Genomic DNA, 25597 nt, shown 5'->3' with positions numbered 1-25597 from the left:
CTTCGGTCTGCTAGCAAACCCACAAATCCATTGAATATGTTGGTAAATAATCATATATGTAAAAAATGAGGAGGAAATTTCATGGAAGAAAGGAAGGAAAATCGGCGGGTGAAGGTGACGAAAATGCTGTTGAAGGAGAGTTTTATCAAGCTTTTGGAAACCAAGGACATCGCCTCCATCACCATCAAGGAGCTCTGCGAAGATGCGGACATTAACCGGTCCACCTTTTATGCCCATTATAACGATCAATATGACCTGATGGGAAAGATCCAAAATGAACTGATCGATCATGTGGAGCATTATCTGGCTCCCTATATTCATGATGAGACGGAGGAGGTCTCCGTGGAGATGGTGGAGGGTATTTTTGAGTATGCCATGGAAAATGCCCGGATCTGTCGCCTGCTTTTGAGTGAACGGGGGGATTTGAATTTTCAAAAACGGGTGCTGAACCTGGTCTACGGAAAATACATCAATGAGCTGCAGCAAAGTCTGGCTCTGAACAAAGAGGATGCGGAATATGTCTACGCTTATACCATTACCGGATGTATCGGGGTGATTCAAAAATGGCTCAACGATGACATGAAAAAATCTCCGAAATTCATGGCGGAGATTGTAATCAATATGACCCCGGGGGTGCCCGGGGAGTGAAGGGGTTTCCCGGGGGGAACGGCGGTTAAAGGCCTTAGGGTTTTAGTAACCCTAAGGCTTTTTCCATTCGCTCCATTCTCTCTTTAATATTTTCCAGGGAATTAGAGTAGGATATACGAAGGTTATCCGGGGCTTCAAAAGCGGCCCCCGGTACTACGGCAATGTTTGCTTCTTCCAACAGGAATTCAAATAGATCCGCTGAGTGCTTCAAAACCTTCCCCTTATAACGGCTTTCATAATAGGAAGACACCTCGGGTAATACATAAAAGGCTCCTTTTGCATCGGCACAGGTGATCCCCGGCATTTTGTTCAGTCGGCTTACTATATACTGTCTTCGCTGGTCAAATTTTTCCCGCATGGCGGTTAAGGGTTCCTGGGATCCCAATAAGGCCTCAATGGCGGTTTTTTGCGTAATGGAATTGGGCGCCGAAGTCATATGACCCTGTAAGCTGTTCATGGCTTTAATGATTTTTTCGGGTCCCGCGGCATACCCCAGTCTCCAACCGGTCATGGCATAGGCTTTGGACAGGCCGTTTATGGTAATGGTTCTTTCTTTTATGGCCGGGGATAAGGAAGCGATGGAAATATGCTTTTCCCCGGTATACACCAGCTTTTCATACACTTCGTCGGCGAATATATAAAAATCATGTTTTACCGCCAAGGCTCCCAGTTCCCGTAAGGTCTCCTCCCGGTATACGGCGCCGGTGGGATTGTTGGGAGTGTTTAAGATAATGGCCTTGGTCCTAGGGGACAGGGATTGTTTAATTTGTTCGATATCCAATTGAAAGCCATCCTCTTTACGGGTGCCTACGGAAACCGGTGTGCTCTGTGCCAACTTAATCATCTCCAAGTAACTCACCCAGCAGGGGGTAGGGACCATCACTTCATCACCGGGGTCACAAAGAGCCAGCACCCCATTGATCAGAGATTGTTTTGCCCCTGTGGAGACCAGGATCTCATCGGGGGTATAGGCCAGGTTATTGTCATCCCCAAGTTTTTTACAGATCGCTTCCCGAAGCTCTAGAATTCCGGGAACCGGGGTATACCGGGTAAAGCCTTGATCGATGGCCTTCTTCGCCGCTGAACAAATGTTATCCGGGGTATTGAAATCCGGCTCCCCTACGTTAAAAGTGAGGATCTCCCTTCCTTTTCGTTGAAGCGCCTCGATTTTTGCGGTAAGCTCAACGGTTACAGAAGGATTCATATTTTCAATTCTTTTGCTTAACATGTAGTTACCCCCTTTCGATTGAGGTTGCAGGAAGTTCCTTCAGAGGGCGGGTTAGCCCATCTTTTTAATGGAATCCATCAGACGTTGAAATTTATGGGGTTTTAAAGACTGGGCCCCGTCGGATAAGGCGGATTCCGGCTGGTGATGCACTTCGATCATCAGACCATGGGCCCCTACAGCGACGGCGGCCTTGGATAAGGGCTCCACCATCTCCCATTTCCCGCAGGCATGGCTGGGATCCACAATTACGGGCAAATGACTTAACGCTTTAATCGCAAGGACGGCGCTGAGATCCAGGGTGTTTCGGGTGTAAGTCTCAAAGGTACGGATCCCCCGTTCGCAAAGGATCACCTGTTGATTGCCCTCGGCCATAATGTACTCCGCAGACATCAACAGCTCTTCCACCGTTGCGGACATGCCCCTTTTCAATAAAATCGGTTTGCGGGATTTTCCTGCACGTTTCAGCAGGGCAAAGTTTTGCATATTGTGGGCACCGATTTGGAGAATATCCCCATACTGTTCCACCACATCGAAGGTATCCTGACACATCACCTCGGTTACGATGGGCATTCCTGTGGCGGCCTTGGCTTGCTGTAACAGCTTCAAGCCCTCTTCCTGGAGGCCTTGGAAGCTGTAGGGGGAGGTGCGGGGTTTAAAGGCGCCCCCTCGTAAGAAGGCTGCCCCGGACTGTTTAACCGAGCGAGCAATGGTCATCAACTGTTCTTCGCTTTCAACGGAGCAGGGCCCGGCGATCACCGCCACATGATCTCCGCCGATTGTATGCCCCTCCACATCGATCACCGTATCCTCGGGGTGAAAGGTCCGATTGGCTAATTTAAAGGACTGCTGTACTTTCAAAAGCTTATCCACGTATTCATTGGCCTCAATTTGGCTGGGGTTAATTTTCCGGGTATCCCCCACCAACCCTAATAAAACATAATTTTCTCCCTGGGAAAGATGCACCTGGCATCCTAAACTTTGCATTTTCTTTTCGATTTTTTCAATGACCTCTCGGGGTGCGTCGGGTTTCATAACAATGACCATAATTGTTGCCTCCTTGGAATTTTTATTGGGTTTTAACTATAATAAAAAAGAGAATAAAAAAAGAAACTCTTTTCCAAGAGTTTCTTTGTGAATGGACAAATACAGTTAAATAAAGCTAACCCATGGGCGGGTAGCTGTTCACAGTTTTTCTCGGAAGTAGGATTTCATATATAATTTTTTTCCATGCAAAATAGCTGGCGCTATAATAATAAAAGCCCCAGTAAGCCTTGGAATAATACATATTTGATTGTGTAGGCCGTGCATTGTTTTTAATAGGATTTTGCTTTGCGGGAAACATGGAAATCATCCTTTGGCATGAAATTTTGTTGGCATGAAATTGACATGAAATGTTAAACCGGTAAAGCCGTTTTGTGGAAAAATCTGAATCTTTGGAAAAAATCATTAAATTAAATTCCCTAAAGTATAGTGAAAGTTTTCGGGATTGTCAATCGGAAAATTTTTTAACTGTTAGGCAATTATTTTAATAGGAATCTTCTGAAAACTTTTTCTTGACAAGCCCACCGGGATCCATTAAAGTATTTTATTAAAATATACCGGAGACCGGGAAGGACAAAGGGGGAATGAAAGTGGAGGGTTTTAAGAAAATCACCATTATCGGAATGGGGCTTATGGGGGGATCCATGGCCCTGGCCTTGAAAAAGTCCGGATTTAAGGGGAAGATCATCGGATGCGATGCATCCCTGGAGACCCTGAAAGCAGCAAAGACCGTGGGCGCCGTGGACAGGGTCTATCAAGCACCGGAAGAAGCGGTTAAAAATACGGAGTTACTGGTTTTGGCCACCCCGGTAGGGTATTACCGGGAGGTGTTGGCAAAAACAGCCCCTTTTCTGTCAAAAAAAGTGATTGTAACCGATGTGGGCAGTGTAAAAGGGTATGTGGAAAGGATCGTAGAACAGTATTTGCCAAAGGACATCCAGTTTATCGGGGGGCATCCCATGGCGGGATCGGAGCAATCCGGGTTTAGGGCAGCCAGTCCCTTTCTTTACCAGAATGCCTATTATTTTTTAACCCCGAAGCATGATACCCACAGAGATACCATAAAAAAAGTGAGGGCCTTTGTGGAAGGTCTCGGGGCCTATCCCGTTGTAACAGACGCCGGGGAACACGATCAGATTGCGGCGGGGATCAGTCATATTCCCCAGCTTTCCGCGGTTTTACTGGCAAGTATGCTTGACGGGGAAAAGAGCCGGTCCTATACTTCCTTTGTAGGCGGGGGCTTTAGAGACAGTACCCGGATTGCATCGGGAAATCCCGAAATGTGGAAGGATATCTTTTTGTTCAATAAAAAGGAAGTGCTGGTGGGGATTGAGACCCTGGAGGGGCTGCTGAGGGATTTCAAACACAACCTGGCGGCGGAAAGGGAGGGGGGAATTTTACACCGGCTGCAACGGGCAAAGAGGATCAGGGATGGGATTCCCCATTCTTCCAAAGACTATACCCCGCCCCTTTATGAATTGGTCCTTGATGTGAAGGATCGTCCCGGAATTTTAGGGGATTTAACCCGGTTAATGGGTAATAATAATATTAACATAAAGGAAATCGAGATCCTCCATGCAAGGGAAGATGAAGGAGGGGCTTTACGGATGAGCTTTTCATCAAGGGAAATGCATACAAAAGCCCGGGATATTTTAACGAAGGAGGGTTTTTCCTTAACCCATCAGAAAGGCGGAGGAATAGCAGATGCTGAAGATCAATAAAGTGGATAAGATAAAGGGGAGGATCCGGGTTCCCGGGGATAAATCCATCTCCCACAGAGCCGTAATGCTTTCCGGGATCAGCAAGGGAAAGGGGATCATTGAAGGGTTTTTAAGGGGGGAGGACTGCTATCGCACCATTGCCTGTTTTCGAGGGTTAGGCGTTGAAATAGAGGATAGGGGCAGTCAAATCATCGTTCAGGGAAAGGGACTTCAGGGCCTGGAGGAGGCCAAAGACGTACTGGATGCCGGGAATTCCGGCACCACCATGCGGCTATTGTCGGGGATATTAGCGGGGCAGGAGTTTCTAACCGTTGTCACCGGAGACGATTCCCTACGAAAAAGACCCATGGACCGGATTGCGGTGCCCCTACGAAAGATGGGAGCCATGATCGAAGGCAGAGACCGTGGAAGCTTGGCCCCTCTGGTGATTCGAGGGGGAGGCTTACAGGGAATGGACTATACCCCTCCTGTGTCCAGTGCCCAGGTTAAATCCGCCGTGCTTTTGGCAGGTCTTTATGCCAAAGGGGAGACCGTGGTCCGGGAAGGAGTCACCACCCGGGACCATACGGAAAGAATGCTTAAGGCCCTTGGGGCCAATATAACCGCGGAAAAAGGCAAGGTTTCCCTTGGGAAATCCCAACTAGAAGGGACCGCCATCCAGGTGCCGGGAGATATTTCATCGGCGGCGTTTTTCATGGCGGCGGCGGCAGCCAAGCCGGGATCCCAGCTAAGGATCCGGGGAGTGGGCCTGAATCCTACCCGGACGGGGATTATCGATGTATTAAGGGAAATGGGTGCCGCCATTGAAATCGACAACATCACGGAAAGCGGCGGGGAAGCCGCCGGGGATATAATTATTCAAGGGAAAAAACTCCGGGGGATCCATATAACCGGGGAGATTATTCCCAGATTGATTGATGAAATACCGGTGATTGCGGTGATTGCAGCTATGGCGGAGGGAAAAACCACCATTACCGGGGCCCAGGAGCTGAAGGTGAAGGAATCCAACCGGATCACCTCGATGGTAACGGAAATGAAAAAACTGGGGATGAAGGTAGAGGAACTGCCCGATGGGATGGAAATCGAAGGGGGGAGTACCATCACCGGGGGAAGGGTCAAAAGCTATGGAGATCATCGAATCGCCATGGCCATGGCAGTAGCGGGACTGTTTGCCCGGGACTCTGTGAAAATCCAAAACAGTGCATGCATTGGGGTTTCCTTTCCGGATTTTGAGCAGACAGTAAAACAGGTCACAAGTCACGGTGTATAAAGAGGCCTTTTAAGCATCGGGGATCCCTCTTTGGGCATCCCCCTTTTGGACATCCCCAAAAGTGGGAGCTATCCTCCCGGCGCTTAAGGCGGGGCCTGGTTTTTTTACGTAAGCGTAGGATCGTATACAGAGAACAGGAACTGGACGGAAAGAAAATAAGCCAATTGAAACAGGAGGGTGGTAGAGGTGTTTAGAATACTGACAGCAGGAGAATCCCACGGAAAAGGACTGATGGGAATTGTCGAGGGTTTTCCGTCGAATGTCCCTGTGGACCGTGAGGGGATTAATAAAGATTTAGCAAGAAGGCAACAGGGCTATGGTCGCGGCGGCAGAATGAAGATTGAAAAGGATAAAATCGAATTTCTATCCGGGGTAAGAGGGGGGAAAACCCTGGGCAGTCCCATATCCTTTTTCATTGAAAATAAAGACTATGCCAACTGGAAAGCGGTGATGGATCCTGATGAGGCAGAGGAATCCTTAAGAAAAGTTACCCAACCGAGACCGGGGCACGGGGATTTAACCGGGGCCTTGAAATATAATTTTTCCGATATTCGAAATGTGCTTGAACGGAGCAGTGCCCGGGAAACCGCCACAAGGGTGGCCATCGGAAGCATAGCGGGGCAGCTGATGAAAAAGTTTAAGATCGAAGCCTGGAGTCATGTAACCGCCATTGGTAAAGCCTCTTTGAAAAAACCGGTGGTGGACATGGAGAAAATAAAAGCTGCCGATGATTCCCCGGTACGCTGTACGGATAAAAGTACGGAATCCTCAATGATCCACTGTATTGATCAGGCGAAAGCGGAAGGGGATTCCCTGGGAGGCATATTTGAAATTCATATTACCGGGGTGCCCATGGGCCTTGGAAGCTACGGGCAATGGGACCGTAAGCTGGATGCAAAACTATCCCGGGCCCTTATGGGAATCCAGGCGATAAAAGGGGTGGAAATCGGCTACGGTTTCGATAATGCCCAACAGGAGGGCTCCCGGGTCCACGACGAGATATTTTATGATTCCAAGAAGGGTTACCATCGAAACACCAATCATGCCGGGGGCATCGAAGGGGGCATGTCCAACGGAGAAAACATCATCATCCGATGTGCCATGAAACCCATACCCACCCTGTATAAACCGCTGAAAACCGTGGATATCGAAACAAAAAAACCGGTGTCGGCAACCGTGGAAAGGAGCGATACCTGTGCGGTACCGGCGGCATCGGTGGTAGGGGAAATGGTGGCCCTTACCGTAATTGCTCAAGAGTTTTTAACAAAATATCCGGGAGATTCCTTGGAGGAGATTGAAAAACGATGGAAAAACTTCAGATAGCCTTAGAGAACAACCCCTATGAAATCCATATGGAAAAGGGCTTGATCCGGGGTCTTGATCCCTACCTGGAAAAAGCCGATCAAACCCTAATTATTACCGATGAAAATGTAGACCGTTTATACGGTGACTCCCTGGAAGCGGGAATGAAAGGAAGAGAGAGTCAAAAAATCATTCTTCCCCCGGGGGAAAGCAGCAAGAATCTATCGATGGTGGAAAAAATACTGTCAAAGATGCTGGACCTGGGGCTTACCAGAAACTCACGGATCATTGCCCTGGGCGGAGGCGTGGTAGGGGACATAGCGGGTTTTTGCGCCTCGATTTACATGCGGGGCATCCCCTATGTACAAGTCCCCACCACCCTACTGGCCCAAGTGGACAGCAGCGTGGGAGGAAAAACCGGAGTGAACCTGCCCCAGGGAAAGAACACCGTGGGAAGTTTTTATCAGCCCCGGTGGGTTGTAATCGATCCCAAAGTCTTATCAACCCTTTCGAAAAGAGAACGGATTACCGGGATCGGGGAGGTTATAAAATACGGCGTAATCTATGATTATGACTTTTTAACCTACATCAGGGAAAACTTTGAAGCCCTGATGAATCTTGAGGAGACGGTGATCCTGGCGGTGGTAAAAAGATGCTGTGAAATTAAAGGGGAAATCGTCGTCGAGGATGAAAAAGAAAAGGGGCTTCGAAAAATTCTAAACTTCGGCCATACCCTGGGCCATGCCTTAGAGGCCCTCAGTAATTATGAGAAGTACACCCATGGAGAAGCGGTGTTGATCGGAATGTACCATGAAGCGTTCATGGCAAAAAAAATGGGTCTGTTGGATGCCGCCTATTTTGAGGAGGTCGCCGGGCTGATCAAAAAAACCGGGGTATCCCTGGACATTGAAGGATTCCCCCGGGAGGATTTGGTCCAGAGGATGATGAGGGATAAAAAAAATAAAGGGGATAAAATCTCCTTTATTGTACCCAGGGAAAGAGGCAAAGTAGAGGAAAAACTGCTTTTAGAGGAAGTTTATTATATACTGTAAGCAACTGAAAACATTGAAAACAATCGGGGCTGCTTCCTGCAGGGCAAGAAAAATGGGGCTCAAAACAGGAAAGGGGGAAGAAGCGAAGCGCTTCTTCCCCCTCCTTATGAAATTAGGGATGAATCCATGGCATAATCCATAGCTTAGTCCACGGAAACCTCGGGGACAGGATCAACCGCCGGATCCTTTTCCTTGGAAAGGGCCTTGGCATCGGCCAAGCTGTAGGCGTAAAAACATCCTGCCACAAGCAGGTAGCCTACGGGGTACTGAAAGTCGTGCATAAAGCCCAGGTTCGGGGCATGCATAAAACCGAACATGGCAAGTCCCGAGGCCACTAAAGCGGTGATGGTAGCCTTCTTGTAATCATTGTCTATGATATACACCGTCATGGCCCCCCAAATAATTCCGGCGAACATGGCCCCTTCTCCGAGGGGTACCACGGCGGGGGAAAGATCTGCCACCGCCTCCGGAGCGACGTTGTTGAATCGGGTCATAATATAGTTGGCAAGATAGGGGAACATGGCAATGACCACCGCCGGGAAATGCTTCTGAGGTACGGAACTGAAGGCCTGGGATACCATGGAAATCCCCACGAAGACTAAGATCGGTGCGATCACCGGCAGGGGAATGATTTCCGACATAGCGGCAACGATTCCAAACAGCGAGGCCAGCATAAATACGGCACCGTTCAGCACCGAGTAGCCCCGGCCGGCATTCATCCACTTTGAGCCTACGGAGGCAATGTATACCGTGGTGGGGAAAACCCCGCCGAATACTCCGCCGATCATGGTGCCGATCCCGTCCACCAGTTGGCATTCAGAAACGCTGTAATCGTCACCGGCAGCGGTCATGGCTTCCACGTTATTCATAGTCTCAATAAAGTTATAAATGGAAATCGGAATAAGGATGGCTAAAATATTGACCATGGGACCGAATAAGTAAGAAAATCCTTCAATAAACCCTAGACTGGGCAGGAAAGGATAAAAACCCACGGTGGATAAACCGCCGGACAATTGACTCATATCCGATTGACCGAGGGAATAGGCCAAAAAGGTTCCGATGATAATGGCAAAGAGGGAAGCGGGAATTCTAAAGGGCATGCTTTTTTTTGCAATCAGACCGATGATGATGATGGCAAGGACCAGCATCCCCACAATGGGCATTTCAAAGGTGTTAAAAAACAGTTCCGCGCCAATAAAGGAAAAGGCTACTCCTGCCAGGGCTCCCAGCATTGCCGCCCGAGGAAGGATTTTTCGAATCCAGTTTCCCAGGATACTGCCCGTGGCTTCCACGGCACCACCGAAAATACAGGCGGCCACTCCGATTCTCCAGGCAACGTAGGGGTCGTCGGTCAGGGCCAGAGCCGGTCCAAGGACACCGAAGAGGTAAATAAACATGACCGGGGTACTGATTCCGTAGGCCAGGGCCGTTACGTCGGTTCGCTGTTCTTTTTGGGCCAGTCGATTTGCGGAGTAGGCATAATAAATATTTCCGATTAATACGGCGACGGCGGCTCCGGGGATCACTTGTCCGTAGACAATCTCCGAAGGATACCCCATACCAATCATGGCTACGGCGATCAATACAAAGTTTGCCAGGTTGTTTTGGAACAGCGCGAAGAACCCGTCGATGTCTTCACGCTTGAACCATGGATAATGAATGCTTTTTTCCATAATAATTCCTCCTAATTTTGTAGTTGCTGTCCTTAAAAACCCATTATACAGAATATTTTTATAAAAACCTTGTGGTTTCTTAACAAAATTACTTTTGGCAAGGCAAAGATAGTTAAAAAATAAACAATCCTTCGCCGACTTCCCGTTCATTAAAGGGGGACAAACCGGGAGGATGAAATAGTTGGGGAGTTTTCACAGGGAATAAGTCGGGCTGGAAGAAGAAAAATAATAAAAATCAAAAACGATTGAAAATTCCTTTAAAGCTTATTAAAATATAGCATGAGGAAAGGAATTTTTAAAGATAGTAAACAACTGCAACCCCTTTTCCAAAAGAAAGTTCCGGATTGGATTGTTAGAACTATACATGGAAAATGAAAATGTGATATGATATGCTATGAAAAGGTTGTATAAGATTAACAGCTAGTAAAAGTTTAAAATAATTAAAATATAAAGGAGGATGAATATGTTATTAGAAAAAAATGTAGAGGAATTTGTAGCATCAGTGGCAAGTAAGGACCCTGCACCCGGCGGGGGAAGTGTGGCGGCGTTGAGCAGCAGTTTGGCCTCGGCCCTGACCGCCATGGTGGGGAATTTGACCATCGGACGGAAGGCCTATCAGAAATTAAGCGAAGAACAGCAAAAAGAACTGGACGAGAACTTTACGAAGGTTCAGGAGCTGATGGACAGATTAAATCAATTAACGGAAGAGGATACCACGGCCTTTAACGGTGTGATGAAAGCCTTTAAAATGCCGAAAGAAACCGAAGAGGACAAAAAAATTCGCAAAGCCGCTATTGAAGAGGCCACCAAGGAAGCCCTGGAAGTGCCCTTAACCGTAGGGAAAGAGTCTCTGGAAGTGTTGAAGCTGCAACAGGCCTTTGCGGATAATGGAAACCCCAATGCCATCACTGATGTAGGGGTAGGCGCATTGCTGGCCTATGCCGGCTTGGAAGGCGCCTTGTTTAATGTGCTGATTAATCTTCAGGGACTTAGCGACGAAGCTTATATTCAAGACATTAAAAAGCAGTGTGAAGATTTAAAGGAAGAGGGAAATAAGCTGAAAGAAGCGACCCTTTCCACAGTGTACACCAAACTGGGGTAAGAATGAAGACTCCCGCCTGAAGGTTTAAACCTTTTGAGGGGGAGACCTCTTGGCTGTTACGATAGAAATCCTGTAAACAAAGAACGAAGGCAAAGGAGTAGGTAATTATGGCAAGAACAAACGGGGTTACGCTTGATAAAATCATGAAAATGGACTGTATGGATAAATGTAAAATCATCGCCGGAATGAAAGGTATTAAAAACACCGTATCCAATGTGAATGTAATGGCGGACCCCGATATTATCAACTGGGTAGGGGAAGGGGAGCTTCTGCTTACCACGGCCTACTCCTTTAAAACCAGCTCCCTAAATGAACAGCGGGATTTTATCCGGCAATGTGCAGAAAAGAAATTATCCGCCCTGGGAATCAAAATTTATCCCTACCTGGAAAAACTGCCGGAGGAGACCCTGGCTCTGGCGGATCAGCTGGGCTTACCGATTATTGAGCTCTACTATGAAATCCCTTTCTCGGATATTATGACACCGGTATTTAAAGAGATCTTCAATAAACAGGCCTTACTGCTACAGAAACTGGAAAATATTTATGAGCGGCTAATGGATGTGATGCTCAAGGGCGGGGACTTGGAAAGTGTTGCCAAGACCGTAAATGACAACTTGAAAAATCCCGTAATGATTAAGCTGGATTTTCCCACCAATGAAGTTTTTCACGCCGGCTATATCGAAAACCAAACAAGGGAAGATTTAATTCAAAATGCGGAGCGGTTTTTTGACCCGAACCTGGAACGGTACAAGGAACGAAAGCTCTATGAGAGTAAGGAAGAAATCGGCGAGATCTATGTGGATCGCATGGTCATGCCCATTGTTGTGAAAAACAGTGTCTTCGGGCATATTTTCGCCTGGGGGCTCAGTACGCCCCTAGGAGGTTTTGACCTTTCGGTACTGGAAGCTACGGCCACCACCATGTCCCTGGACATGCTCCGGAAGCTCTCCGTAAAAGAAGTGGAAAATCGATATAAAGCCGAATTTTTCGAAGAACTGGTATCCCTGGAAGCCTATCGAAGGGAAAAAGCCCTGGAAAAAGCGCCGATGTTCAGTCTTGATCCGGAAAAGGACTATTTAAGCATCATCGTAAACTTCGATTCGAGAAAAGGACAGTCCAATGATTTTATGGAGGACGACATGGGCAGGGTCTTAAACCTTTCCGAGCGATTGCTGGAGGAGTACCGGATCGAGGGCGTGGTGGTGAATAAAACCGACAGCTTTATTTTGGTACTGTCTTTTGGTAAAAAAGATAAACGGGATCGAAAGATCGAAGGAATCAAAACCCATTTGGAAAAAGCCATCAAATTGCAGTCCATCAGTGTGGATATCCACGTGGGAGTGGGCAGAATTTATACCGGCATGGAGAATTTTCATAAAAGCTTTAAGGACTCCTTAAAAGCCATGCGAATTTCCAAGGTGAACCGTGAGGTCAGCATCGTCAGCTACCAGTCCCTGGGGGTTTTTAAGATCCTCAGTCAGGATCATCTGGATGAAGAATTGGAAAAGTTTTACGATGAAACCCTAAAACCTCTGGTGGCTTATGATCAGAAAAAATCCACAGAGTTGGTCAAAACCCTGGAAGCCTATTTTAAGTTTAACGGGAATTTTAAAAAAATTTCCAATGAACTATTTGCTCACTACAACACCATACTTTACCGGATGCAAAGGATTAAGGAAGTCACGGGGATGAATCTGGAGGATTTTGATGATCGGTTGAACCTGGAAATTGCGGTGAAGATTAAAAAGCTGCTGGGAAAGTAAGGGTGGATGAAAGTAAGCTTTGCTAAAGAAGCATAGGATGGTAATAAAAAAAGGACTTCTTCGGGAAGTCCTTTTTTTTACGATTTGCATTCTATGGTTTTGGGTGGTCATTATTGTGGGTGGATTTTTACCGATCCCTGACCTTTGGGTCCGGCTTATTCTTCCAGTAAAGCCACCGCCCGAATGGGAGAGCCGGTGCCGTCCCGGATTTTCAGGGGGAGCCCCATGTAGAGGAACCGTTTATTGGCCACCTGGTCCAAATTACATAGATTCTCGGTATTGGTAATGTTGTATTTTCCGCAAATCAGATGACCGGAAAAATCAAGGTCCTGGGGATGGTCAATGGCGGGGGCGTCCACTCCGATATTGATGGCTCCCTTTTCCGCCAGCCATTTTGCGCCGGTGTAGCTAAGACCGCTGTACTCGGTTTGCCATTTTTCTGTGTTGAAGTTTCGGTCGTAGTGCCCGGTATATAAAAGAACGATATCCCCTTTACGCAATTCGAGACCGGATTTTTGTAGAGCCGTCTCCAAGTCCTTTGCTTCAATGTAGCGGGTGGCGGGGATATGGCTTACATCCAGACAGACCGCACTGCCCCAAAAGTGATCCAGGGACATTTTATCAATGGTGGGGCCCTCGGGGTTGTATTCCCACACTCCGTCACTATGGGTACCGCAGTGTTCGCTCATTAAAAGATTTCGTGCGGAAAAGCCTAGGGATTTGCTTCCGGTATCCTCCATGTTTTCTTCATGGGTCATGTTCTCCATAATAAAGGTTTTTTGATGCATAGGAAAAACCGACATGCCTTGAAAAATTTCCTGGGATAGATCAATGATTTTCAAACCCAATTTCAACGCTCCTCTCATTTGTCTTTCGAATCCATTTCAGTGTATCACTTTTTCGAAGAAGATTCGATGCTGTTTTTATTATACTATTTAGACTTTGGATATGCTTTATAAAAAAGTAACAAAATGATAAAAGAGCGGAAATCGCTTTGGAAGCAGTGATTTAGGGATTTGTATAAAATATTTGGGAGATTTCCGTAGAAAAAAGCCTTGAATCCTTCTGAAATCAAGAGTGGAAAGAGATTATCGGGGGGGAGGAGGGAAAAGAATTATAGATTAATAACAAAGAGATTCAAAGAATTATGTGATATGATGAATGCATAGATTGAACATTAGGGTTTAAATAAATATATCAGGGAGGTTTAACGTATGACTACAGAAAAGAAGTATATGCTTGCAGTGCCGAACTTCAGTGACGGCAGAAGAGAGAACGTGATCAACGCTGTGTCTGATGAGCTGAGAAACAAAGAAGGGGTCACCTTAGTGAGTTGTGAGCCGGAACATGATTTTAATCGAACGGTGCTATGCGCCATCGGAGAACCGGAACCCTTAAAGGAAGCCTTGTTAAACATGGCGGCAAAGGCCACGGAGCTTATTGACATGAGTGAACAGGAAGGGTCCCATCCCAGAATCGGAGCCCAGGACACTATCCCGCTGTTCCCGTTTAAAAACACCACCGTGGAAGAATGCGTCAACTTAGCAGAGGAAATCGGATCGGAACTTCATGAAAGGACAGGCGTACCCGTGTTTTTTGCAGCGGAGAATGCAAGAAATGAACAAAGAAAAGGCCTGGCTTATATCCGGAAAGGGCAGTATGAAGGGCTTAAAGAGCTCCTTGAAGATCCCGCACATCCCGATTATGAAGACCGAAAGCCGGATCTGAGCACCGACGGCAAGCTGTCGGGAAAAATGGGGGCCACCATTGTCAGTGCCGAGACGGAAGGTCTGACGGCCTATAATGTATTTTTGGATACCGAGGATGTATCCGTTGCGAAGAAAATTGCCAAGGCGGTTCGGGGACCCAGCGGAGGATTTTCCACCGTTAAGTCCGTGGGCATTAAGTTCCCGGACCACGAAGGGGTTGTGGTTTCCATGAACATGTTTGACTGTAACAAAACTCCTCTTTACCGAACCTTTAACACGGTGAAGCAGGAGGCCGAGCGATTTGGTGTAAGGGTTACAGGTTCAGAAATTGTAGGGCCGGTAAAACTTGCTCACATTGTGAATTCTCTGGAGTATTTCCTGGGACTGGAAGGCTTTGATAACAGTCAAATTCTAGAAACCCACTTGATGGAATAAGCGTGGGGAAAAAAAGAAACACCCTTATTGATGAAAGGTAAGACCTGTTGTTTTAAAAATAAAAGGAGGCCAATAACATGTACGATGTAATTTATAAGAATGCAAGAATCCCCCAGGGAGACGAAACCGTAGTAACCAACATTTTAGTGAAGGACGAAAAAATCTCAGGATTTTCAACGGATATCCAAGGGGTGGAAGCCAAGGAGATCATTGATTTAGAAGGGCATTTAACCCTGCCCGGGTGCTTTGATTCCCATGTCCACTTTATGGATCCCGGATTTACCCATCGGGAGAATTTCTTAACCGGAACTTCCTCCGCTGCCGCCGGGGGACTGACCATGGTCATGGATATGCCCTGCTGCTCCAAACCCTCAGTACGAGCCGTGGACAATCTGGAATCGAAATTAAATGCTATTAAAGATAAAGCGATTGTAGACTATGCCATGTGGGGCGGGGTAACCGGAGAAGATGTTCGAGAAGGATGGTTACACAATGTGCAGGAACAGGCGGATTACGGCGTATGTGCCTTTAAATGCTATATGACTCCCTCGGTACCCACTTATCCGAAGGTAACGGATCCTGAAATGCTGGAAGCCTTCAGAGCCGTGGCTAAAACCGGACTTCCCGTAGGAATCCATGCAGAAAACTTTGACATGTGCGATTATTATACGAAGAAGTTTGAAAAAGAAGGAAGAATGGACGCTCCCGCCTGGGCGGAAGCGAGAATGGCCCTTGCAGAGAAAGCGGCGATTGAATTGGGCATCAGCTTTGCGGAGGACACTGGCGCGAGACTGCACATTGTTCATATGAGTACCGGCATCGGTGCAAAATTAATCGGCGAAGCGAAAAAGCGGGGCGTTGATGTATCCGCGGAAGCCACTCCTCATTATCTAACCCTGAATTATCAAGACGCCATGACGGAGCGGGGAGCTTTTGCAAAGATTGCACCGCCCCTTAGAACGAAAAAGGATAACGAAGAATTATGGGAAGGAATTAATAACGGAAGTGTGGACTTCATCGGAACGGACCATGCCCCCTATGAAATTGCAACGGAAAAAGACTTTGAAGGGGCAAACATCTGGAACACCTTCCCGGGAATCCCCGGAGTGGAGACCATGGTACCGATCCTTGTAAGTGAAGGATACAACAAAGGACGGATTACCCTAAGCAAGCTTGTGGAGATCTTAAGTACCAACGCGGCGAAGATGTATGGACTGTATCCTAAGAAAGGGGCTCTTCAAATCGGTTCCGATGCAGACTTAACCGTGGTAGACTTAGATCACGAATGGACCGTGGATGAACAGGACACCTATTCCATGGCGAAGTACAATCCTCTGCACGGCATGAAACTAAAAGGAAAGCCGGTTAAAACCGTGGTTCGGGGAAAAGTAGTATTCGATATCAATCACGGAATCGTGGGAGAAGAAGGCTATGGAAATTTTGTTCGACGACAAAGCATTCAAAAATTGGATAATAACATCAAATATCCCTTTGTGGAAAAAGAATAAAAAGGGAATAGGTTAAGCCCGGGAACAGCAACAATTATTGACCAATGACAAAAAAACCTTCTTGGTCTTCGGTGGAAAACTAGGAAGGTTTTTTTCAACATTTTCAACATCATTTTCAACATAAGGATAGGAAAATCAAAAAATTGTGATAAAATATAAGGAGGCGTTTGCAAATGGCAAAACATGCAATTGTAGTAATAGATATGCTAAATGATTTTATAGGAGAAAAGGCCCCTCTACGTTGTCCCGGCGGGGAAGAGATTGTGCCGAACCTGCAAAAACTAATGAAATGGGTTCGGGAAAGAAATGCAGAGGGAAAAGATGATATCCATCTAGTCCACATTCAAGAGGCCCACCGGAAAAACGATGCAGACTTTAGAGTGCGACCGAGACATGCGGTGGCAGGAACCTGGGGTTCCGATTTTATTAAAGAGCTGTACCCGGAAGGAGACGAATACATCATTCCGAAAAGACGGCACAGTGCCTTTCAGCACACGGATCTGGACCTGTACTTAAAGGAAGAAAACATCGATACCGTTGTGGTTACCGGAGTTTGGACCAACGTATGTGTAAGAAGTACGGCCTCGGATGCCTTAGCCAATGCCTACAAAGTAATTACCTTAAGCGACGGCGTACACTCTAAGAATGATGAAATGCACGAGTACGGATTGAATGACCTGCGAATTTTCACCAAGGTGATCACCATCGACGAATACATCGACGCATGGGAAAAAGGAGAAGATCCTTGGCTAGGCGGAGGAGACACGGAGAATAAAGTGGACTAATCGGCGCCTGAATATAAGGCCTGAGAAAGAGAGGACCTGGGATGCGAATAATAGTCGGGATGACCGGTGGAAGCGGTGCCCTATACGGGGTCGCTCTGCTAAAAGCATTAAAAGAATTAAATATTGAAACCCATTTGGTGGTAAGTACCATGGGGGAATATGTTTTAGACCATGAAACCGGGATGAGTCTTGAGGAGATCAAATCCTATGCTACGGTTTTTCATCGGAACAATGATTTGGCGGCGAAGATTTCCAGCGGGTCCTTTAAGACCGACGGGATGGTCATCGTCCCCTGTTCCATGAAGACTCTGTCCACCATTGCTCACGGGGGTTCGGATAATTTATTGACCCGGGCCGCGGATGTGGTGTTGAAAGAGGATCGTAAACTGGTGATTTTGCCCAGGGAGACTCCTTTGAGCGTGATCCACCTGGAGAACATGCTGAAACTGGCCAAAATGGGGGTTCGGGTTATGCCCCTGTCCCCGAGCTTTTATCACCACCCTCAAACCATTGGAGACATCGTGAATGCCATCGTGGCAAGAACCCTGGATCAACTGGGAATCGAACATCACCTGGCAAAAAGATGGGGCGAGTAAGAAAGGAGGGATGTTTTGGAAAGACAAATGTTTCGTAAGACCTTAGGATTACTGGAGGCATCCGACCGGCTGCTCCATTGCCATGAACCGGTGGACCCGATCTATGAATTGGGCGCCGTGCTGGATTACTTCGACAGCGAAAAGCCCATCGTGTTTTCCAAGGTCAAAGGCCACAAGGTTCCGGTAGTGGGCGGAATCTTTGGGGAACGACAAATTTATTATGACTTGATGGGCATGACCAAGGAAGATCGACTGGAACGGATCATGGATGCCATTGCAAATCCCAAACCACCCAAGCTTTTAGAGGATGGACCGATCAAAGAGAACATCATCACCCGCAACATTGATATCGGAAGAATGTTTCCCATCCCCAAGTCCAATGGCGAGGACTCGGAGCGGTTCATTACCGCAGGGATGCTGGTGGTGAAGGATCCGGAAACGAAAAAGACCTATATGGCGGTACGAAGATTTCAAATCAATGAGAAGGACGAAATCAATGCATTGATTTCCGGGGCGTCGCCTTTACTGTTGAAGCATTTCAAAGAATTGGAAGAAAAAAGGCAGCCCTTGGAGTGTGCCCTGGTACTGGGATACGATGCGGAGTACTTATTGGCATCCCAAATAAGCTCCGAGAAATACGGGGTGGATAAATACCATGTGGACAGTGCCCTTCGGGGAGAACCCTTAGAACTGGTGAAGTGTCATTCCGTGGACCTGGAAGTGCCCGCCTATGCGGAAATGGTCTTTGAAGGCCATCTGATCCCCAACAAGCGGGTGGATGAAGGTCCTTTTGGAGAGCTGATGGGATATTACGGGGAGGTTGCTCCGAATCCCGTGATGAAAATCCAAACCGTGATGCACCGAAATGAGCCCTACTTTCAACACGCATTTCCTTCAAGGGAAGAGCATTTATCCAACGGATTGATCCGAGAGGCGGAGGTTTTCAGTTATGTGAATAACCTCGTGGATGCAAAGGATGTGCACATTACCGTTGGGGGTGGTTGTCGCTTCCATGGGATTATACAGATCAAAAAAAACCATGAAGGAGATCCGAAAACTGCGATCATGGGAGCCCTGGGAAGCTCGAAGGATATTAAACATGTTGTAGTGGTGGATGAGGACATTGATATTTATAACTACAAAGATGTTGAATTGGCCTTAGCTTCCAGGGTTCAGGCAGGAAAAGATCTGGTAGTAATCCAAGGGGCCCTGGGCTCGGGACTGGAAGCCTCTCATGTAGCCCAAGGATATACGGATAAAATCGGAATCGATGGAACCAAGCCTTTAGGTGAGCAAGGGAAGTTCTTTGAAAGAGCAGTTATTCCCGGATATGAAAATATTGATATTGGTAAGTATTTTCCGGATATGAAATAATAGAGTAAAGGTGGTCATTGATTATGCGACAGGCCATAGGAATGGTGGAAACGAAAAGTTTAGTTGCAGCAATACAGGCAGCGGATACCATGGTGAAGTCCGCCGATGTAACCCTATTAGAGGCAGAATATGTGGGCTCGGGTATTGTGGCAGTAATTGTCACCGGAGAAGTTGCCGCGGTTACCGCAGCGGTGGAGAATGCCAAGGAGATCGCCGCAGAAATTGCGGAAGTTATTTCAACAAATGTAATTGCAAGACCTCACGATGAAATTGATAAAATTCTAGATTAGCCAAAATGGTGGTGATAATATGGCAAATCCGTTAGCAAGAGTAATGATGGATCAGATGTCGAAAAAGAATAAAAGCATCAAAACCAACACCTGCTCTGACACCCCGGAAAGGGAGCGGAATTTGGATACACGGGAAGAAGAAATGATTTCCGGTCTTATTCACGGCTCTCGGGGAAACCTGGAGGTTGCCAATGGGAAGAGTTCATCGGATGCTCGGGGTAAAAAAGTGAAACTCGAGGATTTGGTGAAAAAGTCTTCTGAAAAAGCAGAGGAGCCCCAAGAGAAGCCTTCAAAGCCTGAGAAGCATTCCCGGGCAAAAGAAAAGACAAGTCCGGTGAAAGATCCCTATAATAAGGGCGGGGTAAAAACCTCGGTGATTGCAAAGCCCGGGAAAGACGTGGTTCCCGTAGGGTTAAAGTCTCTAGGAAAAGGGAATTTGTTGTAAGCATTGAAAAAGGAGGAGGTGTGGTATGAAACCGGCATTAGGTTTGATTGAAACCATAGGACTGACCAGCGCCGTTACAGCCCTGGATGCAGCCAGTAAAGCCGCCGATGTGGAACTGATCGGTTATGAAAAAGTCATCGGTGTAGGCAAGGCGGTAAGTGTAACCGTGCACTTAGCCGGGGATGTAGCAGCAGTACAGGCGGCAGTGGACGCAGGTGTTTCAGCGGCCCGGCAAATCGGCACGGTGGCAGCCCATCATGTTATTGCAAGACCCGATGAAGAATTGGACCACTTGATTGAAATTTTCCGAAAAAACCTTAAGAAGAAATCAGGGGCCAAGGTCATTGAAAACAGCAATAAAAAGCAGGGAACCGATAAGAAACAGGAAACAAGCAAGAAACAGGAAACCGGCAAGAAACAGGAAACCAAAAAGGGTAATACCACAAAAGCAAAGAGCTAAGCGAGCATCATCAGTTATTGTAAATAAGAAATGAATAATACAAAATTCAAGGAGGGTATATTATGAGTCAAGCACTGGGTATGGTAGAAACAAAGGGTTTGGTAGGCGCTACGGAAGCAGCGGATGCCATGGTAAAGGCAGCAAACGTACAATTGGTAGGCTATGAGAAAATCGGCTTCGGTCTGGTAACTGTAATGGTACGAGGCGATGTAGGGGCCGTAAAAGCCGCCACCGATGCAGGAGCAGAGGCCGCAAGAGTGGTTGGTGAACTGCACTCCGTTCATGTAATCCCAAGACCTCATTCAGAAGTGGAAAGAGTAATGTTAAAAGGTCAAGAATAAAGGGGTAAACTCCTCAGTGAGGTGTTAAACGATGAATAAGCATGATTTTACCAAATCGATTTTGGATCAGCTTGGGCAGTCTTCAAGTCCGTATGAGAATACAAGCAACAATCCAAAAAAGAATCCAAACAGGAATGAACAGAGTGGCTACCCGGATGTACGGAAGGGCGCGGTGAATCCGCCGCCTTCCCCCGGAGAAAAACAGTTGAATTTGTTAGCGGTCTTTACCGGTACCAATAGAGGGATCGATCAAGCTTTAGAGGAACTGAAAAGGTCCCGGGAATACGGAATCAGCTTTGACGTCGCTTTTTCCTGGAACGGGAAAGATTTGCAGGACATTAAAAACATACAAAAACAACTGGGCGCCCGGAATGTTTTCACGGAAGTGGATAAAGGGGAAATCACCCGGATTCTTGAGCGGGTGGACGGCATCGTTGTGCCCATGACCACACAAAACACAACTTCCAAACTTTCCAAGGGAATACTGGATGATTTTATTTCCACCCTTTTATGGGAAGGTCTGTGGCGGGGGAAAAAAATGGTTTTGAACCTGGATAGTGTGGTGGCCTATAAAGGACAGCGGTCGAAGGTTCCCGAAATGCAAAAGATGGTTGATGAAATGATAGAAAAGATCGAAAAAATGGGAGTGGTAACCCTCTATGGTCAAGACTATCAGAAAGTGTTACAAGATACCTTCTTGAAGCAAAAGGCTTTAAAATCCCGGGAACAGACAAAAGCCCCAAGGGTTCAACCTCCAGGGGAACAACGGGGCAAAATGGGAGATAAAACCATCATTACGGAGAAAGATCTTACAAATATGAACTCTCCTTTAAAGATCCTAACAGTTCCTTTCAATACAATTGTTACCCCTTTGGCCTGGGATCGTGCCAAAACCATGGGGATTGAAATCAAAAAAGAACAAGGGTAAAGGAGAGAGACCATGAATATAGGAAAAATAATTGGAACCGCAGTGGCAACGAGAAAAGATGAAACCCTGTTGGGCTGTAAATTAATGATTACCCAACCCCTGACCATGGACTACAAGGAAATCGGAGAGCCGGTCATTGCCGTGGACACCGTAGGCGCCGGAATCGGGGAAGTGGTAATCTACACGAAGGGTACCGCGGCCAGGAATGCAGCCAGAAAGCGGGAATCTGCTATTGATATGGCCATTGTAGGAATTGTGGATAATATTGATCTATATGATTGAAAAAGATAATGAACTCAAATGAGGGATTGAAGGATTGATTTAAAAACAGAGACGACAATTTTAAAACAGAGACGACAGTGGATAAAAATAGATTCAACGATTGATTGTGATACAGAAGGGAGGGCGAATTGTGTTAGATGCCCAAGGATTTAAAAAATCAATGGAATATCGGAATCTGATTGATGTGTTAATGTCGGATCATGATTTCGCCGACGTGGTACTTAGCGGCGGGAACTTCATTAATGTCTTAACCCGGGAAGTCTACGTGGCCGACGTTTCCATTAAGGGAGACTATATTCTTAACGTGGGGGACGCGTCAAGCTTGATTGGTCCCGATACGTTAGTAGTGGACGTTTCCGGACGTTTTATTGCACCGGGCTTTATGGATTCCCATATGCACTTTGAAAGCAGTATGCTGACCATCACCGAATTTTCCAGGTTCTCCATTCCCTCGGGGACCACCACTTTGGTGGCGGATCCTCATGAGATCGGCAATGCCTTAGGTCCTATCGGAATGAAGGCCATGGCCGACGAAGCCGCCCATGTACCGAACAATGTGAAACTGGTGGTGCCGGCCCTTACTCCGGATTCTCCGGGACTGGAAACTGCAGCTTATGATATTACCTCAAAGGATATGCCGGATTTACTGAACTACCAGAACATTATCGGAATCGGAGAACTTCAGGGATTCAGTAACGTAAAGCATGTATACCGAAATACCCCGGAAGTGGTGACGGATTTGCTGGCCTCCACGGCCTATGCCCGAAGTCTTGGCAAGGTGGTGGACGGCAATGCTCCGGAGCTCTTCGGAAACGAACTCGCCGCCCATATTATCTCTACGGCGGGGGAATGTTCCTGTCATGAAACCACGACGAAGGAAGAATGTGTGGAGAAACTTCGCCAAGGAGTCTACGTTTTCATGCGGGAGGGTTCCACCCAGCGAAACATGGCGGAATGTATCCGGGCAGTTACGGAAGAAGGACTGGACTCGAGAAGATGCATCCTGGCCACCGATGATATGGTGGCCGAGGACTTGGAAAAGCTCGGGCATATGAATGAAATTGTGAAACGGACCATCCAAGAGGGTGCAGACCCTATTGAAGCGATCCAAATGGTTACCATCAATCCCGCAACCTATTTCGGATTGGAGGATGTGGGGATTTTAGCACCGGGAAAAAGAGCGGATATCGCCATTATCGACGATCTTCAGGAAATGAGTGTGGAGGCGGTGTACGTCAAAGGAAAGCTGACGGCCTACGAAGGAAAGATGCTGGAAGAGCTTCCGAAGTACACCTATCCCGATGCCGTAAAGCACTCGGTAAAAGTTGCTCCCGTTAAGGAAGAGGACTTAGGAATTAAAACCGAGGGTCGGGAAGCCACCGCCCGGGTGATCGGACTGATTCCCGATCAAAACTTAAGTGACAGCTTCGAAGAACCGGTAAAGGTTCAGCAGGGTATTGCCCAGGCCGACGTGCAGGGAGATGTCCTTCACATGGTGTGCGTGGAGCGTTACGGCAGAAACGGCAGTATTGGACGGGCCTTTGTGAAAGGTTTCGGAATCACCCAGGGCGCCTTCGCCGAGAGTATTGCTCATGATACCCATAACATCATTGCCGTGGGTACGAACCTGAAGGATATTGCCCATGCCATCAACCGGGTCATTGAAATGGAAGGCGGTATTGCGGTGGCCAACCGGGGTCGGGTAATTCAGGAAATGAGACTCCCTGTGGGGGGCTTAATCACCGATGAATTAACCGGTCACGAGGTCAGTGCCGGCTATGGAGAGTTGGAAAGAATCGTGAACGAGGAATTAGGCGGCAAAGTGCATGCGCCTTTTATGCACCTGTCCTTTTTGGCTCTTTCCACCAGTCCCAAATGGAAACTGACGGATCAGGGCATCATTGATGTGAACAATTTCAAAATTTTGGATCCGATTGTATAACTTTATTAGAATAATCCTCGAAAAACAACAAGAATTCGAAAAGAATTGTGTAGAGTACACATTAAAATGATGGATACAAATGTAGTATCATAGTACTAGACAAGAAAATCGGTTGAAGCTATAGCAAAAATATATTATAATACTATAGCTTCAACTTTTTTACCATCTTGAATATTCAGAAAGGAGGCTACAGTTGGAATTTTCACGCGAATCAAGTTTCTCTCAACGGGTTTATTAAAATTAGATAAGAGGAGGAAACAAATTTGAGTAATAACCAAAGCATGGAAAACGGATTCTTGGAAAAAACCTTTAAGTTAAAGGAACACGGCACCAATGTGAAAACCGAAATTTTAGCAGGAATTACTACCTTTATGACCATGGCATACATATTAGTTGCAAACCCCGGGATTTTATCCGACGCAGGGATGGATTTTGGTGCCGTGTTTACGGCAACCGCAGTATCTGCAATTATTGCAACCTTAGTAATGGCCTTTTATGCCAACTACCCCTTTGCCTTAGCCCCGGGTATGGGACTGAATGCTTTTTTTGCTTACACGGTGGTTCTCGGAATGGGATATTCTTTCCAATTCGCCTTAACCGCAGTGTTTATCGAAGGAATTATCTTCCTTATTTTAACCGCCTTTAATGTACGGGATAAGATTGTGGATTCCATTCCGATCAACTTAAAGCATGCCATATCCGTAGGGATCGGTTTATTTATCGCCTTTATCGGTCTTCAAAATGCGGGAGTGGTTATACCTTATGAAGCCACGGCGGTCACCCTGGGTGATATGACCAGTGCTCCCGTACTGATTACCATCGCCGGTATTATTATTACCGGAGTATTACTGATTAAAAATATTAAAGGGGCTTTATTATTAGGAATTTTGGTGGCGACGGTAATCAGTATTCCCTTTGGTGTTGCCAACTTACCGGAAGGAATCATCAGCACCCCTCCATCCTTAAGACCTATTGCTTTTCAATTTGTCGGTTTTAGTGAGATTTTCACCTGGGATATGGTGATTGTGTTGGTAACCTTCTTAATTGTCGACATGCTGGATACCATCGGAACCTTAGTGGGGGTTGCTTCAAAGACCAACATTTTACGGGAAGACGGATCTCTACCGAAGGCGAAGCAGGCACTGTTTGCCGACGCTGTGGGTACCACTGCCGGAGCCTGTCTAGGAACCAGTACCGTAACCACGTATGTAGAAAGTGCTGCGGGAGTTGCTGAAGGTGGAAGAACCGGTCTTACGGCGCTATCCACCGCAGGGATGTTCTTAATTGCCCTATTGCTCTCCCCGATCTTCCTAATCGTACCGGACGCCGCTACGGCACCGGCGCTGATCATCGTTGGACTGTTCATGATGAGTCCGATTCAAAAGATTGATTTAAGCGATTATACGGAAGCCATTCCGGTGTTCTTGGCGATTATTATGATGCCCCTAACCTATAGTATTGCGGAAGGTATTATTTTCGGACTTTCCTCTTACGTATTCCTGAAGGTGCTTACGGGCAAGGCCAAGGACGTATCCCCAATTGCTTACATTTTAGTACTGGTTTTCATCATCAACTTTATCATTTAGTCAAACCGCAGGGAATCCTAAGCAAACGGAAAATGGAAAATAAGAAACAAAAAAAGTGTACCAGGGGGTCGGACCCTGTGGTACACTTTTTTTGTACCACAGGGTCCGACCCCCTG

24 protein-coding genes are annotated in these 25597 nt (G+C 46.9%); 20 read left to right on the top strand and 4 right to left on the bottom strand.

Features of this window, described 5'->3' with window-relative positions:
- Nucleotides 1-81: 81 nt before the first annotated feature.
- Entirely contained in the window at nucleotides 82-648 is a 567-nt protein-coding gene (locus ISALK_RS09990) for a TetR-like C-terminal domain-containing protein (protein WP_160721846.1), read from the top strand.
- Nucleotides 649-682: 34 nt separating this feature from the next.
- On the opposite strand, the gene ISALK_RS09985 is transcribed toward ISALK_RS09990, so the two are convergent.
- Together ISALK_RS09985 and aroF are read right to left on the bottom strand one after the other, a co-directional pair.
- Entirely contained in the window at nucleotides 683-1876 is a 1194-nt protein-coding gene (locus ISALK_RS09985; RefSeq protein ID WP_160721844.1) for a pyridoxal phosphate-dependent aminotransferase, read from the bottom strand.
- Between the two features lie 51 nt (nucleotides 1877-1927).
- Nucleotides 1928-2920 carry a 3-deoxy-7-phosphoheptulonate synthase gene (aroF, locus tag ISALK_RS09980; RefSeq protein WP_160721842.1) on the bottom strand — a complete coding sequence of 331 codons (993 nt, stop codon included), beginning with the start codon at nucleotides 2918-2920 and terminating at the stop codon, nucleotides 1928-1930.
- Between the two features lie 587 nt (nucleotides 2921-3507).
- On the opposite strand from aroF, the gene ISALK_RS09975 reads away from it, so the two are divergent.
- The 4 genes from ISALK_RS09975 to aroB all read left to right on the top strand — a co-directional run bounded on the left by ISALK_RS09975 (nucleotide 3508) and on the right by aroB (nucleotide 8262).
- Nucleotides 3508-4638, top strand: coding sequence for a prephenate dehydrogenase/arogenate dehydrogenase family protein (locus tag ISALK_RS09975; protein WP_160721840.1), 1131 nt, complete (start codon nucleotides 3508-3510; stop codon nucleotides 4636-4638).
- Nucleotides 4622-5908, top strand: a complete 1287-nt coding sequence (gene aroA, locus ISALK_RS09970) for a 3-phosphoshikimate 1-carboxyvinyltransferase (RefSeq protein WP_160721838.1) — start codon at nucleotides 4622-4624, stop codon at nucleotides 5906-5908. Before ISALK_RS09975 ends, aroA begins: the two co-directional genes overlap by 17 nt.
- A gap of 186 nt (nucleotides 5909-6094) precedes the next feature.
- A complete protein-coding gene (gene aroC, locus ISALK_RS09965) occupies nucleotides 6095-7231 on the top strand; it encodes a chorismate synthase (protein WP_160721836.1) in 1137 nt (378 codons plus the stop codon).
- Nucleotides 7213-8262 (top strand): 3-dehydroquinate synthase, encoded by a 1050-nt coding sequence (gene aroB / locus ISALK_RS09960; RefSeq protein WP_160721834.1) that lies wholly within the window; start codon nucleotides 7213-7215, stop codon nucleotides 8260-8262. The genes aroC and aroB overlap by 19 nt, the downstream gene beginning before the upstream one ends.
- Before the next feature lie 143 nt (nucleotides 8263-8405).
- Here the strand turns inward: aroB and ISALK_RS09955 are convergent, their stop codons facing one another.
- Nucleotides 8406-9935 carry a SulP family inorganic anion transporter gene (locus ISALK_RS09955; protein ID WP_160721832.1) on the bottom strand — a complete coding sequence of 510 codons (1530 nt, stop codon included), beginning with the start codon at nucleotides 9933-9935 and terminating at the stop codon, nucleotides 8406-8408.
- 463 nt (nucleotides 9936-10398) lie between these two features.
- On the opposite strand from ISALK_RS09955, the gene ISALK_RS09950 reads away from it, so the two are divergent.
- Together ISALK_RS09950 and ISALK_RS09945 are read left to right on the top strand one after the other, a co-directional pair.
- Nucleotides 10399-11037, top strand: coding sequence for a cyclodeaminase/cyclohydrolase family protein (locus ISALK_RS09950; RefSeq protein ID WP_160721830.1), 639 nt, complete (start codon nucleotides 10399-10401; stop codon nucleotides 11035-11037).
- 107 nt (nucleotides 11038-11144) lie between these two features.
- Nucleotides 11145-12800 carry a PucR family transcriptional regulator gene (locus ISALK_RS09945; protein WP_160721828.1) on the top strand — a complete coding sequence of 552 codons (1656 nt, stop codon included), beginning with the start codon at nucleotides 11145-11147 and terminating at the stop codon, nucleotides 12798-12800.
- A gap of 155 nt (nucleotides 12801-12955) precedes the next feature.
- Here the strand turns inward: ISALK_RS09945 and ISALK_RS09940 are convergent, their stop codons facing one another.
- Nucleotides 12956-13648: a cyclase family protein gene (locus ISALK_RS09940; protein WP_160721826.1), complete on the bottom strand. Its 693-nt coding sequence runs from the start codon at nucleotides 13646-13648 to the stop codon at nucleotides 12956-12958.
- A gap of 366 nt (nucleotides 13649-14014) precedes the next feature.
- On the opposite strand from ISALK_RS09940, the gene ftcD reads away from it, so the two are divergent.
- From ftcD to ISALK_RS09875, 13 genes are all read left to right on the top strand, one after another.
- On the top strand, nucleotides 14015-14944 hold the full coding sequence (gene ftcD / locus ISALK_RS09935; protein ID WP_160721824.1) for a glutamate formimidoyltransferase: 930 nt from the start codon (nucleotides 14015-14017) through the stop codon (nucleotides 14942-14944).
- Nucleotides 14945-15021: 77 nt separating this feature from the next.
- Nucleotides 15022-16452: a dihydroorotase gene (locus ISALK_RS09930; protein WP_160721822.1), complete on the top strand. Its 1431-nt coding sequence runs from the start codon at nucleotides 15022-15024 to the stop codon at nucleotides 16450-16452.
- A gap of 173 nt (nucleotides 16453-16625) precedes the next feature.
- The gene (locus ISALK_RS09925) at nucleotides 16626-17237 is read left to right on the top strand and encodes a cysteine hydrolase family protein (RefSeq protein WP_160721820.1); all 612 of its coding nucleotides are present in this window, start codon (nucleotides 16626-16628) and stop codon (nucleotides 17235-17237) included.
- Nucleotides 17238-17278: 41 nt separating this feature from the next.
- A complete protein-coding gene (locus tag ISALK_RS09920) occupies nucleotides 17279-17833 on the top strand; it encodes a UbiX family flavin prenyltransferase (RefSeq protein ID WP_160721818.1) in 555 nt (184 codons plus the stop codon).
- Nucleotides 17834-17848: 15 nt separating this feature from the next.
- Nucleotides 17849-19207 (top strand): UbiD family decarboxylase, encoded by a 1359-nt coding sequence (locus ISALK_RS09915; protein ID WP_160721816.1) that lies wholly within the window; start codon nucleotides 17849-17851, stop codon nucleotides 19205-19207.
- A 23-nt stretch (nucleotides 19208-19230) separates the two neighbouring features.
- Nucleotides 19231-19497 (top strand): BMC domain-containing protein, encoded by a 267-nt coding sequence (locus ISALK_RS09910; protein WP_160721814.1) that lies wholly within the window; start codon nucleotides 19231-19233, stop codon nucleotides 19495-19497.
- Between the two features lie 19 nt (nucleotides 19498-19516).
- A complete protein-coding gene (locus ISALK_RS09905; protein WP_160721811.1) occupies nucleotides 19517-19942 on the top strand; it encodes a hypothetical protein in 426 nt (141 codons plus the stop codon).
- 25 nt (nucleotides 19943-19967) lie between these two features.
- A complete protein-coding gene (locus tag ISALK_RS15600) occupies nucleotides 19968-20402 on the top strand; it encodes a BMC domain-containing protein (protein ID WP_160721808.1) in 435 nt (144 codons plus the stop codon).
- A 59-nt stretch (nucleotides 20403-20461) separates the two neighbouring features.
- Nucleotides 20462-20743, top strand: a complete 282-nt coding sequence (locus ISALK_RS09895) for a BMC domain-containing protein (protein ID WP_371723853.1) — start codon at nucleotides 20462-20464, stop codon at nucleotides 20741-20743.
- Nucleotides 20744-20774: 31 nt separating this feature from the next.
- Nucleotides 20775-21671 (top strand): hypothetical protein, encoded by an 897-nt coding sequence (locus ISALK_RS09890; RefSeq protein WP_160721802.1) that lies wholly within the window; start codon nucleotides 20775-20777, stop codon nucleotides 21669-21671.
- A 12-nt stretch (nucleotides 21672-21683) separates the two neighbouring features.
- Entirely contained in the window at nucleotides 21684-21953 is a 270-nt protein-coding gene (locus tag ISALK_RS09885; RefSeq protein ID WP_160721799.1) for a EutN/CcmL family microcompartment protein, read from the top strand.
- A 130-nt stretch (nucleotides 21954-22083) separates the two neighbouring features.
- Entirely contained in the window at nucleotides 22084-23895 is a 1812-nt protein-coding gene (locus ISALK_RS09880; protein WP_371723833.1) for an adenine deaminase, read from the top strand.
- 296 nt (nucleotides 23896-24191) lie between these two features.
- Nucleotides 24192-25481, top strand: coding sequence for an NCS2 family permease (locus tag ISALK_RS09875; RefSeq protein ID WP_245394421.1), 1290 nt, complete (start codon nucleotides 24192-24194; stop codon nucleotides 25479-25481).
- The last annotated feature ends 116 nt before the right edge of the window (nucleotides 25482-25597 follow it).

The organism is Isachenkonia alkalipeptolytica (assembly GCF_009910325.1).
Classification (GTDB): domain Bacteria; phylum Bacillota; class Clostridia; order Peptostreptococcales; family T1SED10-28; genus Isachenkonia; species Isachenkonia alkalipeptolytica.
This window is presented reverse-complemented; position numbering and strand designations above follow the sequence as displayed.